Source organism: Parabacteroides goldsteinii (genome assembly GCF_020091425.1).
GTDB lineage: Bacteria > Bacteroidota > Bacteroidia > Bacteroidales > Tannerellaceae > Parabacteroides > Parabacteroides goldsteinii.
This window is the reverse complement of record NZ_CP081906.1, coordinates 4,074,402-4,089,858: the sequence shown is the minus strand read 5'-3', so window position 1 is coordinate 4,089,858 and position 15,457 is coordinate 4,074,402. Positions and strand designations below refer to the sequence as shown.

Annotated in this window: 11 protein-coding genes and 1 tRNA gene; 4 read left to right on the top strand and 8 right to left on the bottom strand. The window is 44.6% G+C overall.

The window, feature by feature from the left end; genetic code table 11:
- Positions 1–31 precede the first annotated feature (31 nt).
- The 4 genes from K6V26_RS17675 to K6V26_RS17660 form a co-directional block, all read right to left on the bottom strand.
- A tRNA-Ser gene (locus K6V26_RS17675) sits at positions 32–119 on the bottom strand.
- A 150-nt stretch (positions 120–269) separates the two neighbouring features.
- Positions 270–1,055, bottom strand: a complete 786-nt coding sequence (locus tag K6V26_RS17670) for a TatD family hydrolase (protein ID WP_048317950.1) — start codon at positions 1,053–1,055, stop codon at positions 270–272.
- A 3-nt stretch (positions 1,056–1,058) separates the two neighbouring features.
- On the bottom strand, positions 1,059–2,033 hold the full coding sequence (locus K6V26_RS17665) for a polyprenyl synthetase family protein (RefSeq protein WP_224263454.1): 975 nt from the start codon (positions 2,031–2,033) through the stop codon (positions 1,059–1,061).
- Between the two features lie 80 nt (positions 2,034–2,113).
- Positions 2,114–2,803 (bottom strand): energy transducer TonB, encoded by a 690-nt coding sequence (locus tag K6V26_RS17660; protein ID WP_007654881.1) that lies wholly within the window; start codon positions 2,801–2,803, stop codon positions 2,114–2,116.
- Between the two features lie 220 nt (positions 2,804–3,023).
- Here K6V26_RS17660 and porQ point away from each other — a divergent pair, with 220 nt between their 5' ends.
- The 4 genes from porQ (at position 3,024) to pfkA (ending at position 6,692) form a co-directional block, all read left to right on the top strand.
- On the top strand, positions 3,024–4,025 hold the full coding sequence (gene porQ, locus K6V26_RS17655) for a type IX secretion system protein PorQ (RefSeq protein ID WP_129698601.1): 1,002 nt from the start codon (positions 3,024–3,026) through the stop codon (positions 4,023–4,025).
- A gap of 21 nt (positions 4,026–4,046) precedes the next feature.
- On the top strand, positions 4,047–4,736 hold the full coding sequence (cmk, locus tag K6V26_RS17650; RefSeq protein ID WP_007654878.1) for a (d)CMP kinase: 690 nt from the start codon (positions 4,047–4,049) through the stop codon (positions 4,734–4,736).
- A 6-nt stretch (positions 4,737–4,742) separates the two neighbouring features.
- The gene (locus K6V26_RS17645) at positions 4,743–5,615 is read left to right on the top strand and encodes a 4-hydroxy-3-methylbut-2-enyl diphosphate reductase (RefSeq protein WP_224263453.1); all 873 of its coding nucleotides are present in this window, start codon (positions 4,743–4,745) and stop codon (positions 5,613–5,615) included.
- 96 nt (positions 5,616–5,711) lie between these two features.
- Entirely contained in the window at positions 5,712–6,692 is a 981-nt protein-coding gene (gene pfkA, locus K6V26_RS17640) for a 6-phosphofructokinase (protein WP_007654871.1), read from the top strand.
- An 84-nt stretch (positions 6,693–6,776) separates the two neighbouring features.
- Here pfkA and meaB read toward each other — a convergent pair whose 3' ends face one another.
- From meaB to K6V26_RS17620, 4 genes are all read right to left on the bottom strand, one after another.
- On the bottom strand, positions 6,777–7,871 hold the full coding sequence (gene meaB / locus K6V26_RS17635) for a methylmalonyl Co-A mutase-associated GTPase MeaB (RefSeq protein WP_007654870.1): 1,095 nt from the start codon (positions 7,869–7,871) through the stop codon (positions 6,777–6,779).
- Positions 7,872–7,957: 86 nt separating this feature from the next.
- Positions 7,958–9,070 carry a DUF1573 domain-containing protein gene (locus K6V26_RS17630; RefSeq protein ID WP_046145353.1) on the bottom strand — a complete coding sequence of 371 codons (1,113 nt, stop codon included), beginning with the start codon at positions 9,068–9,070 and terminating at the stop codon, positions 7,958–7,960.
- Between the two features lie 29 nt (positions 9,071–9,099).
- Positions 9,100–9,477 carry a DUF1573 domain-containing protein gene (locus tag K6V26_RS17625; RefSeq protein ID WP_007654868.1) on the bottom strand — a complete coding sequence of 126 codons (378 nt, stop codon included), beginning with the start codon at positions 9,475–9,477 and terminating at the stop codon, positions 9,100–9,102.
- Positions 9,478–9,632: 155 nt separating this feature from the next.
- Positions 9,633–15,308, bottom strand: coding sequence for an alpha-2-macroglobulin family protein (locus K6V26_RS17620; RefSeq protein WP_224263451.1), 5,676 nt, complete (start codon positions 15,306–15,308; stop codon positions 9,633–9,635).
- Between the last annotated feature and the right edge of the window lie 149 nt (positions 15,309–15,457).

Genomic DNA, 15,457 nt, shown 5'->3' with positions numbered 1-15,457 from the left:
TGTTGTTAATAATATCCTCATGGTATTTAAGCGGAGAGAGCGGGATTCGAACCCGCGATACACTTTAGGCGTATACACGCTTTCCAGGCGTGCCTCTTCAACCACTCGAGCATCTCTCCAATTTTCAGCCTTCGTCTCCTCTAAAACGAGCGCAAAATACGAAAAAATTCCCATATGCAAACGTTTCAGTGCACAAATCTAAAGTTTTTGCTTGACATATACACAATATCTGAGGGAATAAATTTTGCATCTGACCTTAAAATTTGAAACTAAGCCTTTTTATTTGGAATTTTGAATAAATCCAAGGCGTTTTTTCTTGTTATTTGTACGGTTTCATCAAGCGTAAGACCGAATGTGTCCGCTACCTTCTCTGCCGTCTTCCATATATATACTGGTTCATTTCTTCTCCCTCTGTAGGGCACCGGAGCCAAGTAGGGAGCGTCGGTTTCCAGTACTATATGATTCATGTCGGTGCATTGAATAGTTTCCGACAGTTTCGAATTTTTGAAAGTTATGACACCATTGATTCCCAGTTTGAAGTTTTTTAGCTTTCCGATCTCCTCCAATTCATCTGTTGTACCGGTAAAGCTATGAAAAACGCCCTTTAATCTGTCCGCACCGACTTTATGGATACTGTCCAATACCTCGGAATAGGCTTCACGGGTGTGGATGGCAACCGGCAAGTCCAGGTCGATACTCCATCGCAACTGTTCTTCAAAGACTATTTTTTGTTCTTTCAGATAGGTTTTATCCCAGTAGAGGTCGATCCCGATTTCTCCGATTCCGCAGTAAGTTCGTTTTCCCAGATAGGATTCTGTTGTTTTTAGATTTCCGGCATAGTTTCCGTCCACACTGGTCGGATGCAGCCCCATCATTGGATAGGCAAAATCAGGAAAACGGTCACATAGATCGTGCATCCGGCCGATAGTTTCGACATCTACATTGGGGAGCAGGAGTGTATCGATGCCCGATTCACGGGCGGCGTTTACAAGTACCTCTTGTTCCGGATCGAAATCTTCCAGATACAAATGGTTGTGCGTATCTATTAGTTTCATTTTTTAAGATTGGCGGTACATTAAACGGTTACTGACCTCTTTTAATATGTTTAATTTCTCCGGGGCAACGTTCAATCGGGATAAATGCTCCATTGCCTTATCGTAATATCCCTGCATTTTAGCAATGGTAATATTTTTCAGATGCAATTCATTATATATAGTTGTGACAGCTTCGATCTTTTCTGCTGCTACAAATGTCGTTTTGCCGATCCAGTCATTCAGGACCGCTTTTTGTTCGGGGGAAGCCAGTTCAAACGCATGTATCAGCAGGAATGTCTTTTTATTGCAGGTGATGTCGCCCCCGATATTTTTCCCGAAAGTGGCAGTGTCTCCATAGACGTCCAGCAAATCATCCTGTAGCTGAAAAGCCAGTCCGATGTTTATACCGAAGTCATACAGGTTGGCAGCGTCTTCTTTGGATGCACCGCCTGTAATCGCTCCGATTTTTAAACTGCAAGCCAGTAAAACCGCTGTTTTTAATCGGATCATTTCTATATATTCGGGCTCGGTAACATCCATGCGGGATTCAAATTCCATATCATATTGCTGTCCTCCGCATATTTCGAGTGCTGTTTCTGTGAACAGGTCGAATACTTCCTTTAAATAGTCTGGTTCTGTTTTTCCGATCAGCTGGTAAGCTGCAATCAACATGGCATCTCCGGAAAGGATGGCCGTATTGTCGTTCCATACTTTATGGACGGTCGGTTTATTTCTTCTTTTATCAGCCTTATCCATCAGGTCATCATGAAGCAGGGTGAAGTTGTGGAATACTTCAACGCCCAATGCCGGGTTGATGACGTTATCAATATTTTCTTTATATAAATTACAGGCCATTAAAGCCAGTGCCGGACGGATCCTTTTTCCTCCAAGCGACAGGATATACTCTATTGGATCATATAAACTTTTAGGGGGATATTCAAAACTCAGTTGGGAAACTTCATGTTCTACTTTTTCCAGGATCTCATTGAAAGACAACATATAGATTAAAATTACGGATAAGACGAAATAAAAAAGGCTGCAAGTTCACAGCAGCCTTTTTTAGTATGTTTAAAAAAATATTATTGCAATCTGAAGGTAACAGGTACTGTATATTTAACACGTACTGGTTTACCTCTCTGCTTACCAGGAGACCATTTCGGCATGGTGTTGATCACACGGATAGCTTCTTTATCCAAAGAAGGGTCTACACCGCGGATAACTTCTGCGTCAACGATTGAACCGTCCTTATTAACCACGAATGAACAAGTAACACGACCTTGAATACCGTTTTCCTGTGCAATAACCGGATATTTGATGGATTTAGCGAGGAACTGAAGCAGTGCTCCCTGTCCACCCGGGAATTCCGGCATTGTTTCTACAACGGTAAAGATCTGTTGAGCGGATTCTTCTTCTTCTTCAACGACTGCCGGAGCTACATAGGCTTCTACCTGTGCAGAACTTTGGTCGTCCTCAGATGAGATGATATCCACTTGGTCCAGTTCCACGTCGTCATCCACGATGTTCAGCTGTTCTACGGCAGCCGGTGCAGGGGGGGGCGGTGGAGGCGGAGGAGTGTCCTCCGGTCTTGTAATTTCAATTTCTTCTTCAGCGATGATATCAGCTACGCCTTCACTTTTGACGATTTCGATATCACGGGTTCCCCATTCGAACCCAACGAACAGAACAGCCAAACCCACAACCATACCCATCAGGATACCGAGTGTTTTGCCTCTTTCCAAGTCCGCTTTCGGTGATTTCTTAACTTCCATACTCTTATAATGTTTAAAGATGTGTTTTCCTGTACTGCAAAAATACAAATTATTTTATATCCAAATATAAAAAGGGAGAAATACTTCAATATTTTCACTTTATTTTTGAACCAAAATAAAAATAATGGTGTTTATATACCTTTTTCTTGTTTTTTCCGTTTCTCTTTATGGAATATGTTATAACTGCATTTTATCTTTGTACGCATTTTGTTAAGAAAATATGAGACATACATTAATTATATTGTTCTTTTCTTTCGTTTTACAATCGGTCGCGGCACAATCCGGAGATCAGGTGTTTGAATTTCTGACTTTACCTTCATCTGCCAGGGCTAATGCTTTGGGGGGGCATACCGTGTCATTGGTAGAACGTGATCCGTCCCTTATCTTTCACAACCCGGCGCTGCTTGGAGGTGAAATGGACGGGATGATCAATCTGGATTACATGAACTATATTGCAGATGTGAACGTGGGGAGTGCCCTGTTTACTAAAGCATTTCGTGAACGTGGAGCCTGGGGAGCAGGAGTCCATTATTTCCATAACGGAAAATTCAAGGGAATGGATGAGAATAATCAGTCGACAGGTGACTTCACAGCCAGTGATATCGCTGTGAACGGTTTCTTTTCGTATGATCTGTCCGAACGCTGGCGGGGCGGTGTCTCTATGAAGTTCCTTTATTCCAATTATGATATTTACACCTCGTTGGGGGTATGTTTCGATGCCGGGCTGAGTTATTACAATTCGGAAAAGGAGTTTTCATTCGGTGTCGTACTGAAAAATATCGGGGCACAGTTGAAGCCTTATTATGAAGACCGCCAAAAAATGCCGTGGGATATCCAGATGGGGATTTCTAAAAAGATGAACCATGCCCCTTTGCGTTTGTCACTAACGGCTATGTATCTGAATCGTTGGAAATTTGATTATATAGATAATGCGGATAAAGAGTATAAAGGTGATAATTTTGCCAAAGCATTATTTAAGCACCTGGTAATCGGTATCGATTATATACCCAGCGAAAACTTCTGGATTGGGGTGGGATTCAATCCGAAGACTAAAATGGATATGAAACTGCAGGGAGGCGGAAACGGGTTGGCTGGCTTTTCTGCCGGGGCCGGCGTGAAGATAAAGATGTTTGATGTCGGTGTCTCTTTTGCTAAATATCATCCGTCGGCTATGTCGATGATGATGAGTGTTTCGACTACGCTGGCCGATTTTAAACCTTAGGAAATATAAATAAATGTAAGAATGAAAAAGATAGTAATCGCTATAGACGGTGTTTCCTCTACGGGGAAAAGTACTATGGCAAAAGATTTGGCAAAGGAAATTGGTTATACATATATTGATACCGGTGCCATGTATCGTGCTGTTACATTATATTGTATACAGCATAATTTGTTTAAAGGGGATCAGATCGATGAAGAAAAACTGCAGGAATCGATGAATGATATCCATATATCTCTCCGGTTTAATCCGGAAACCGGTCGTCCGGATACTTATCTGAATGGCGTGAAGGTTGAAAAGGAAATCCGTGGAATGGAAGTAGCCAGATGGGTTAGTCCGGTAGCGACTTTGGGTTTCGTTCGCCGTGCACTGGTCGCCATGCAGCAGGAAATGGGCAAGGAGAAAGGTATAATCATGGACGGAAGAGATATAGGTACGGTTGTATTCCCGGAGGCAGAGTTGAAAATTTATGTGACAGCCAGCCCGGAAGTACGTGCACAGCGCCGTCTGGATGAACTGAAAGCAAAAGGTGAGGCCGCTTCTTTCGAAGAAGTACTTGAAAACGTGAAGACGCGGGATCGTATCGATTCTACCCGTAAAGAAAGTCCGCTGCGCCAGGCCGATGATGCTGTGGTGCTGGATAATTCGCATATGACTATCGCTGAACAAAAAGCGTGGCTTCTTGTTCAATATAATAAAGCTGCGGTGGAATAAATAATCATGATTGAAGTCGAAATAGATAAAGGTTCCGGATTCTGTTTTGGAGTTGTTACAGCTATTGAAAGCGCTGAACGTGAACTGGACAACACAGATATCCTGTATTGCCTGGGTGACATTGTACATAACAGCCTGGAGGTAGAACGTCTTCAGGCACAGGGATTACGCACTATCGATCACCATGGATTTTCCAGGCTGAAAGGGAAAAAAGTCTTGCTTCGTGCACATGGAGAACCTCCTTCTACCTACGAGATTGCAAAGCAGAATGAGATAACGATCGTCGATGCAACGTGTCCGGTTGTGCTTCAGTTGCAACGGAAGATACATAAATGTTATCAAGAGACGCGTGAAAATAAAACACAACTGGTGATTTACGGTAAAAAAGGACATGCCGAAGTAAACGGTCTTGTCGGCCAGACTGATGGTACGGCTATTGTGGTTGAAAAGATAGAAGACCTGGACCGTTTGGATTTCAGCCGTGATATTTGTCTTTTCTCCCAGACGACAAAGTCTTTGGACGGGTTCCGTAAGATCGTGGAAGAAATATATAAACGGAAAACGGAGGATGCCCGTTTTGAATACCACGATACGATTTGCCGTCAGGTGGCAAACCGCCTTCCGAATATAAAGGCCTTTGCTTCCAGCCATGACTGGGTTTATTTTGTGGCGGGAAAGAAAAGTTCGAACGGTAAGATGTTGCTGGAAGAATGCCGGAAAGCAAATCCGAATACTCTCTTTATTTCTGAGGTAAAAGAGATAACCGAACCGCTGCCTGCCGGTGTCCGCCGCGTAGGAGTCTGCGGCGCCACATCGACTCCTAAATGGCTGATGGAAGAGGTTGCCGTGCGTATCCGGGAGTTGAATGCAAGCCGGTGATAAAATGGTTAAGATTTCATGAAGTTTAAGAGAAAATGAAAGAATGTTGGTAAATAATTACTATTTTTGCCGCGAATAATTTAAAATAAAGACGCTATGTCTACAATTAAATGTATTGGCATTTTAACGTCCGGAGGTGATGCTCCCGGAATGAACGCTGCCATCCGTGCAGTGACGCGTTCCGCTATCTATAACGGGATGAGAGTTAAAGGTATTTTCCGAGGATACAGAGGATTGATTACAGGTGAGATTGAAGAGTTCAAGACACAAAATGTAAGTAACATCATCCAGCGTGGTGGAACAATATTGAAGACAGCTCGTTGTTTGGAGTTCAAGACTCCCGAAGGCCGTAAGCAGGCATACGACAAGTTAATGGAAGAGGGAATCGACGCCTTGATCGCCATCGGTGGTGACGGAACGTTGACCGGTGCGCGCATCTTTGCACAGGAGTTCAATTATCCGATAGTCGGTGTTCCCGGTACGATCGATAATGACTTATATGGTACGGATGTAACGATCGGTTATGATACGGCATTGAACACGATCATGGAATGTGTGGATAAGATACGTGATACAGCCACTTCCCACGACCGTCTGTTCTTTATCGAAGTGATGGGACGTGATGCCGGTTTCCTGGCTTTGAACGGTGCGATTGCTTCAGGTGCCGAAGCGGCTATTATCCCGGAAATCTCCATGGAGAAAGACCAGTTGGCTGAAATGATTGAAAACGGTTTCCGTAAATCGAAGAACAGTAGTATCGTATTGGTTGCAGAAAGTGAAGTAACCGGCGGTGCCATGGGAGTTGCCGAACGTGTGAAAACTGAATATCCGCAATTTGATGTCCGTGTATCTATCCTCGGACACTTGCAGCGTGGAGGATCTCCGACTGCCCAGGACCGTATTCTGGCTACCCGCATGGGAGTTGCAGCCGTTGATGCTTTGCTGGATGATCAGCGTAATGTCATGATGGGTATCCAGAATGACCAGATCGTATATGTTCCGTTCTCAAAAGCGATCAAAAATGACAAACCGATCAACCGTGATCTGCTGAATACACTGCGTGTGTCTTCTATCTGATCCGGCATTGAAAAAGAGAATATAAAAAGAAAGCCCGTCGGATCAAATGATTCAACGGGCTTTCTTTTTATATATCCATTAAGTTTATTTCTTTGACAGGTTTTCCAGGAACAGGTCCATCATTCTTTTGGCAGCAACGAATGAACTGATCTCATTCTTTAGCACCTGTTGTTCGGTGGAAGACAGCATGCTTTCCACAGCCGGATTGTGATAGAATGTTTCCCGTAATGTATCATTGATGCTTTCGTACATCCAATACTTGGCTTGTTCGTTCCGCTTATAGTCGAAATAACCGTTCTTTTTGGTAAATTCCATATATTCGCCGACCATATCCCAGATTTCCTTGATACCTAAATTATAATATCCGGAGTAAGTCAGCACCTTAGGAAACCATCCGGAATCTGCGGGTGGAAAAAGGTGCAAAGCGTTCTTGAACTGGGCAGCAGCCAGCTTTGCCTTATCGATATTGTCGCCATCCGCCTTATTGATGATGATCCCATCTGCCATTTCCATAATACCACGTTTGATGCCTTGCAACTCGTCACCTGTGCCGGCTAACTGGATGAGCAGGAAGAAGTCGACCATCGAGTGAACAGCCGTCTCACTCTGTCCGACACCTACCGTTTCAACGAATACGGTATCGAAGCCGGCAGCTTCGCACAAAACGATCGTTTCGCGTGTTTTGCGGGCGACACCTCCCAATGATCCTGCCGAGGGGGAAGGGCGGATAAATGCATTTTTCTCACGTGACAGGGCTTCCATACGGGTTTTGTCACCTAGAATACTACCTTTGGATCGTTCGCTGCTCGGATCGATAGCCAATACAGCCAGTTTGCGTCCCTCTTTGATCAGGTGCATGCCGAAAGCATCGATAGACGTACTTTTCCCGGCTCCGGGAACACCCGTAATACCGATACGGACTGATTTGCCTGCATGCGGAAGACATTTTTCAATGATTTCCTGGGCTATTTGCTGATGTTCATATTTCGCACTTTCAACCAGCGTGACAGCCTGGCTGAGGATGGTTATATTACCTTTCAGTATCCCTTCGACGAACTCGGAAGGGGTATATTCTCTGCGTAATTTTTTTTTGAGGTATGGGTTTACAGTCGGTACGTCGGCTACTCCCTTGTTTACCTTTAATCCTCTGTAAAGATCGTCGTTTTCGGGATGTTCCATGATGAATAATTATTTAATGTGCTAATGTGCCAATATGCCAATCGAAAAAGACATTGGCATATTGGCACATTGTTTTAATTGGCTTATTATTTCTCTGCTGTTACCTTTATCAGGCGAACAGGACCGTTCGGGTCGTTACAAACAATATTTACTAGTGCTTCCAGTTTCGTCTTGATCTCTCGCGGACGGACTGATATTTTAAATGTCGCCGTTGTTCCCGGTTTTACTTCTCTTTTTCCTCCTGAAATATCAACCCGTTCATCGTCGCAGGTAAAGCTGTGGATGATAAGCGGAGATTTCCCGGTGTTGGTTACTTCGACAGTACCGGTCACTTTTCCACCGATCAGAGGAATGAAACCTCCTTTTTCCGGTAATTTACCGAAGTCAAGTAATGTGCCGGACAACTGTGCAATCGGTGCCTGTGCCTTTTCCGCAGCCGAAAGTTTACCGAAGTTGTCGATGATATTGGCTGCGACGTGTACTCCGCCGGAAACTTCTTTCTGACCGATACTTTCGATCGTTAAAGGTATTTCTGTTGTAACCCGGCCTTTTCTTTTGGTTGCTTTGGCATCGAGAAGTAAAGTTATTTCACCGACTTCATCCGGTGCCAGTTGGGTTGGACGTACTTCGACAGTCAGGAAATGAGGCACTTTTCCCGGATGGATTGTCAGGGTCGTCTTTCCTTCATTCTTTACGCTGATCTTTTCACCCAGTGTTTCGTCGGGGCGGATACTGCTGTACAGGACCGTCTTGGTCTGCATCTTCAGGTCGCCTATCGAATATGGGTAAATTAGAACCGGTGTAAGCGGTTTCGGTGTCACATTCCCTTTGATTGCCAGTGTATAACTGCCTTTCTTACCATTGCTGAATATGGAAATAGTTTTATAAAAAGGGCCGGGACGACCTTTGGGGTTGTAAGTTACTTTTACATTGCCCGTTTTTCCCGGAGCGACCGGCTCTTTTGTCCATTCCGGTTGCGTACAACCGCAAGACGCTGTAACACGGGTGATGACGAGTGGGCCGTCTCCCGTATTCTTTATTTCAAAAGTATGACTGGCCAATCCGTCAGCTTCAGCGATTGTACCGAAGTTGTACGTCAGTTCGTCTGCACTTATCTGAGCTCCGTTCTGTGCTGCCATATGCACAGCAAAGAATAATATGCCGCAAAGGATAAAGCTCAGTCTTTTCATATTCAGCATTCTTTGTTTTTAGTTTTGCTTGTTGGAAATCAAATTACCTCTCCCCGTATCGTCAGGATAAAACTTCCGGTTTTTCCGTTGCTGTAAACTGAAATTGTTTTTGAGAACGGGCCGGGACGTCCTTTCGGATCGTATGTTATCTTGATGTTTCCGCTTGCTCCCGGAGCGATCGGTTCTTTTGTCCATTCCGGAGTCGTACATCCGCAGGAAGCGATGACGCGGGTAATCGCCAACGGCGCATCCCCTGTGTTTTTTACGACAAATGTCGCGGAAACTTTTCCGTCAGCTTCTTTTATCTGTCCAAAGTCATGAGAGGTTTCGTCTGCTGCGATAACAGCTTTTTTCTGAGCTGAGGCCATTCCTGTAGCAAGCAGGATTGCCATAAAAATAAAAATAATCTGTTTCATTTTACTTTTTATTTAGCTATTGTTTATTCTACAAAGATAGACAATTGAATTGAAAATTGAGAATCGAAAATTGAAAATTACCTTTGGACGGATATAAGAACATTCTGCTACTCTTCATATTCAATCCCTGATTTTCAATTTCCAATTTTTAATTTTCAATTAACCGTGAGATTATTCCCTTCCGTATGTGACACAAATTCAGGTGCGTACAGGCATTGGATGGTACTTAGTCCTCCGGCATATTCACCGGTGCGGGACACGTAAACCGGATATTCGATCACGAAAGTTCCTTCCGGCAGGCGGCTGAAGAAGAAGTTTTCGGAAACATCCGTAGGCGACTGGTAATAGGCGACTCCGTCTCTGAACTGTGTCCCTGATAGCTGGTTGGCAGGTTCGAAACAGCCGGCGCGCAGGTCTTTCAGGAATACATAATCCATTTCGCGGTCTGTCCGGATAGTCAGGCGTACGATTACTTTGTCTCCGACGCGGAGTTTTCCGTTTTCTACCGGTACAATTTGTAAACCGCTGCCGCTGTTGTTTTCGATGAATAATTTCTTTTCAACATTGAGTACACCTTTCTGTTTTTCTACTTTGTCGATGTTTTCGAAATACTGTTCGTAAACGGCTCCCCAGGCAGGCGTATTTCCTTCCTTCCGAATGGAAATGGAATTACTACCGGAAGAAATTTCTTTTTCATCCAGTACCACTTTCAGATAACCGGTTGCTGTTTCACCTTCAGCTGTGCTGTATGTTTTGCCGCCCCATGTTACGGTGCAGGTATTATTTTCATTCAGCCAGTCGTTTCCGGTCAGGATTAATGCGTAGATGGCATTCAGCGTTGCAGGAACAGATTCCCAGTTCTGCGTACGTTTCTGGTTCAACAGCCATTGTTTCATACGGTCGGTGTCTTTCTTGTCTTGCGATAAGGTATTGAACACTTTCATCAGCAGGCAATGAGTGTCGATCGGTGAAGTGAAATAACTGTTGCCTCTCCGGTTATTGGCCCAATACATTCCCTGTTCGGCGGTCGTGGTGGCTGTTTTGCGCAACCAGGCCAATATCGTATTGGCAACTTCTTTTTTGCCGTTGCGGTACATCAGCAGGGCGATTTCGCCTTTTCCGTAAAGGGATTGTTCGCTCCAGGTCTTTTCTGCCTGCGTTGTATAGAAACGGATTGCTTCGCGGGCATCACCCAGTTCCGGAATGTCGCGGTAAGCGCTGCGGACATAGAGAAATTCGAGTTGCAATGCGTTCGGAACGCTGCTCTGCCATTTCTTGTTGTTCTTTTGCAGGCTTTCATAATCGGACTGCATTTGTTTGTCCAGGTATTTAAGCGCTTTCATCTGCATTTCCTTTTCCTGCTGTCCGTATTGTACGGCGCTCATTTCAACCAATTGGGACATACCTTTCAGGATAGACAGTGTTATTTCGCGGCTTGCCGGGAAACCTTTGAACCAGCTCCATCCGCCATCTTCGTTCTGTAGCTTTACTATTTGTTGCATGGCTACTTCGCGTTGTTGTGCTGCCCGGTTCATATCAAACAACAGGGATAAACGCTGCTTTTGTTCCGTTTCATTCTCAGCTGCCAGCACCCAGGGAGTTTCTTCCAGCAGGATATTCTTCAACTCCTGATTCTTCTGGAGATTTGAATAAAGGGTAGAAGCGGTTCCGCCCTGTGCCTTCCATTGGCTGATTACTTTCTGGATGCGCGGATTGGCTGTTGCGATATAATTAGCCAGCGTATTGCTATAATAAGAGGCGAACCAGGAAATGACATTGTCATTTGTCGGTTGGGTAAGCGTAGGCAAAGCCTGTACGGCGTACCAGATAGGATTGCCTGTCAGTTCCAATGTCATTCTGAACGGATTGCGGCTGTCCGTCCCATTCTTTCCTGACAACCGGATTTGTTTTTCTCCGTTCTCCATCAGGTAGAAAGGTGTGCTTTCCGTTACCAGTATTTGGTTGGAGAGAACCGGAATCAAATGTTGTTCACCGTCACTGCCGGATTCGGAATCTGCTACGATGCGGCAACCAATCAGATTGGTGGTCTCCGGTACGCGGAAAGTCCATGTAGCGGTGGTGATGCTGTCGGCAGACAAGGTAAACGGCTTTTGCGATTTTGTCAGGCAGATAACCGGTTGGTCGGTTGCCGGGTCGAACAATTCAAGGCTGACACGTCCGTTGATAGTAGCTTTTGAATTGTTGATAACCTGTGTGCTGACGGATACTTCGTCACCCTGGCGCATGAAGCGTGGCAGGTTCGGCAATACCATCAACGGTTTGCTGCTGATGACTTCTTTGGTCAGCATGCCGTATTTCATGTCTTCCGTATTGGCCAGTGCCTGGAACTTCCAGGTCGTATTGCTTTCCGGTAACGTGAACTGTACCATGACGTCTCCCTCCTCATTCGTCAGTAATGACGGATAGAAGAAAGCGGTTTCGTTGAAGTTTTCGCGTATCTGGACAACTTGCTGCTCTGACATTCCTTTTTCAGCCGGAGCTCCGTCTGCCAGAGAGAAGACGGTCATGCCTGATTCCTCTACTTCATCGTCTGCAACCATTTCTACATTTCCGGTAGCGGTTGCAGTGTCATTCGTTCTGTAACCGATTACCTGTGCTTCAGCAGCGGCCATAGGGGCTGCCGACTTCATCATGATACCTCCGGCATACATTCCCCGGTTTCTGAAATTCATGATTCCTTGCCAGTTCAAGCGGTCATATTGATAATCCGGAACATGGATAACTTTCGCTTCTTCTGATTTATAGGCTGTCCTGTCATCCATGCCGATACCTCTGTTGAAAGAGGGGGCAGACAAGTAGAAATATCTTCTCAGGTCGAAATTCCATCTGAAGGAACCGGACGGTAATATTTTATCTAATGACGCGTCGTACATGCTGGCCAGCATTTCTGCCATAACAGGCATGGAGTCTGCATCTAAAATCCTGAATTTCCATGTTTCCTTATTGCCGGGTAGCAGATGGTCACGGAAAGTAATCGGTTTGATTGCCAATGAGAGATTCGGTTGTTGGTGTTTAATATCAGTTCGTGATGTATATAATTTGCCGTCTTTTACAAAGGTAAATTGTGCCACAACTCCTTCCCCGTAGCTTTCCATGAATGGGATACGGAAGAGATGGTTCTCATTACTCAGTACGATGCGTTTGCGTGAAATACATTTGTTGTCCTGGTAAAGTTCATATAAAATATGTGCGTCTTTGTCGGATGTGCCAAACAATATCTTCGCCTCTTCACCGGGAAGACACCAGACTTTTTCATCTAACATCCAGGTGTGCATGAATACCGGCGGTCTTTTGTCGCGTAAACTATATAGGATGAAATCCTGCTTTGTAGTAACCGGACGTCCTTGTGAATCATTTGCATCCAGCTTGATTTGATAACGGCCGGAAGCTAGTTTGGCGAATACATTTTTATCAATCGTTTTACCGGAAGTAAAATTACCGGTTGCCACCTGTTCTTTTACTTCGTATTCAATGATTCCGTATTTGGACGGTTTTTCGGTGTCGCCCAATCTGTTTATCGTATAAGTTCCATTCACTGTTATTTTTTCACCGTTCAGTGTTTGTGCCGATACGGAAGCCTTTACGGAATCTTTGTCGAGCTGTCCGGAAAGGTCGGTATTCAGGACAATACTTGATGTCCCGACAGAGAATACGGAAGTCGCTTCCTGGGTTTCACCATTGCTGTCGGTTAATGTGGCTGTGACCAGATAACTTTGATAGGCAGGGAGATTGCTACTAGATTTTTCCGGACGGAAACTGAAAGAGAATGTCCCGTCGCTGTTCACAGTAACCTGTCCTTCTGCTACTTGTTCGTTAGAAAAACTACTGATGTAGCTACGTAACCAGAAGGGACGTTTGTTGATACGATAAGTAATCTCTCCGCTTTGCAGGGAGATACCGGAAAAAGTCTGTGCCTTTCCCTGGATTGTCATCAGGTCGCCAAACGTAATCTCACCTTTAACCGGAAGTAAATCAATGAAGAAAGTGGGACGCTTGTATTCCTCTACACGGACATTTACACTCTGATATTCGGTAGACAGCGTGAACATTCCTCCAAGGGTTTGCTGAGGCAAAGTGAATTCACCATTGAAAGAACCGAATTTATTCGTCTTGAACTCTTTGGTGGCCACTTCTTTCCAGTTCGCATCCCTGAGAGTTACTTTGAACGTTTCGCCTTCGATGGCATGAGGCTTGTCGGTTGTATTTGTATAAGCGATTCCTTTAAAATACAGATTTTGTCCCGGGCGGTAAAGTCCGCGGTCTGTAAACAGGGCCAGTTCCGGACGTTTTGTCTGGCTGATTTCCCGTCGTCCGTTCGGATAAACGGCTGTCAGCATTGTTTGTGAATCTCCCGGACGGGCCACTTGATAAGCCATCATATCGCGTTTATGTGGAAAGACAGCGATGCCGTCTTTATCTGTTTTTACGGTTCCCTGTGGTTGCATCTCACGGCGTTTTCCCGAATAATAAGTTACTGAGGCATCAGTGATTGGTTTGCCACTTAAATAATCGGTCACCAATACTTCCGTATTTCCATTTTGCATACTGCGCGAAATGGCAGCCAGGCGGCTTACCTCGAATAGATTGTTCGTTTTCAGATCCGTTCCGGGAGCGGTAATAACACATTCATACAATCCTGTCTGGTCCATCGGGATGACGAGGCTCGTATCCAGCTCGGTATAGGTATTCGGTACTTTTAATGAAAAAGTAACTTCTTTGACCAGGGTTCCCAAATTGTTTGCAGTATCCTGGGCATTATAATTAAGTGTCTGTTGCGGAGTTTTCAAACTCTTGTATATGCGGGCGGTAATCTGCCGGATATTTTGATATGTGAGTTTTAGAGTCAGTTTTTTCCCCGGATATACAGTATTGTCTGTGTTGACTTGCAGGAACGGGTTTTGCATATTGGCCAGCCTGTTTTTTATCAGGCCGATCCGTTCATAGTTCGGAAAGCGGGCAATGGTTTCTTTGCAAAGTTCGTACTCGGCAGCTTTCAGAGAATCCATATTGGCTTCTGTTCCATATCTGTAGAATCCGTTATTCAGTTTAGCGGCAATGATTTCTACGGAATAATCTTTATTACCGTAGATGGCCAACAGGCTATCCAGTGCGGAGGTATAATTATCTCTTGCCTGTTCGGAATAGCGGGTGGTATATTTGAATCTCAGGTAGTCCAGGTTGGCAAGCATGGCTGCTTTTTTGTCCGGTTGCGTGTTCAGATAGGCAATAAGTTCTTCATATATCTCTGTGGAAGGAGCGATGTCAAGAGCATGGAACGCCAGAAAGTCATATAATGTAGGGCGTAGGGCAGGCGTGTCTTTTCCTGTCTCCAGTATGGCTTTGAAATCGGATACCGGTGTTTCCTGCAGCAGTTTTGCCGGTTGCAGGGATGCGGTCAATTCTTCCTTTATCTTATTCGTGAAAAGGTTTGAAGTCCATTCGCGGATATCTTCGGGAACGTATCCGACCAGGTCGGTTCGCTGATTAATCTTCCAGCGGTTCATCGTATAATACTGATTGTACATCTCGGCAACCATCGAATGGAGTACGGCTGTAGAAGCCGGTTCTTTACATTCGGCCGCATAGTTTTCCACTTCCTTGATAAGTTCGGGGAAGTCATCGTCATTCACATCCAGTTGTTCTTTCATCCGGCTGATCAGCGCTTTGATGAGTTGCGGTGTATTTTTACCTTGAATAGCCTCGGTAATCATTTTGCTTTCATTTTTAGGTTGTGCCGCATTTGTATACATGATAACCGCTGAAATACAGCATAGTATCAGGGCTGAAACAATAATCGCTTTTATCTTCATATCTATATGGGTTTACATGTTAAACAACGTTCTTTGCTATATAGATACAAAGAAAGGGTAAAAAGATGTAAACTGTTTGTTAATAAGGTGTAATAATGAATTGGCGTGGTAATAAGTAATGAGGAGGTGTAAGGTTCAGGATTTCTATA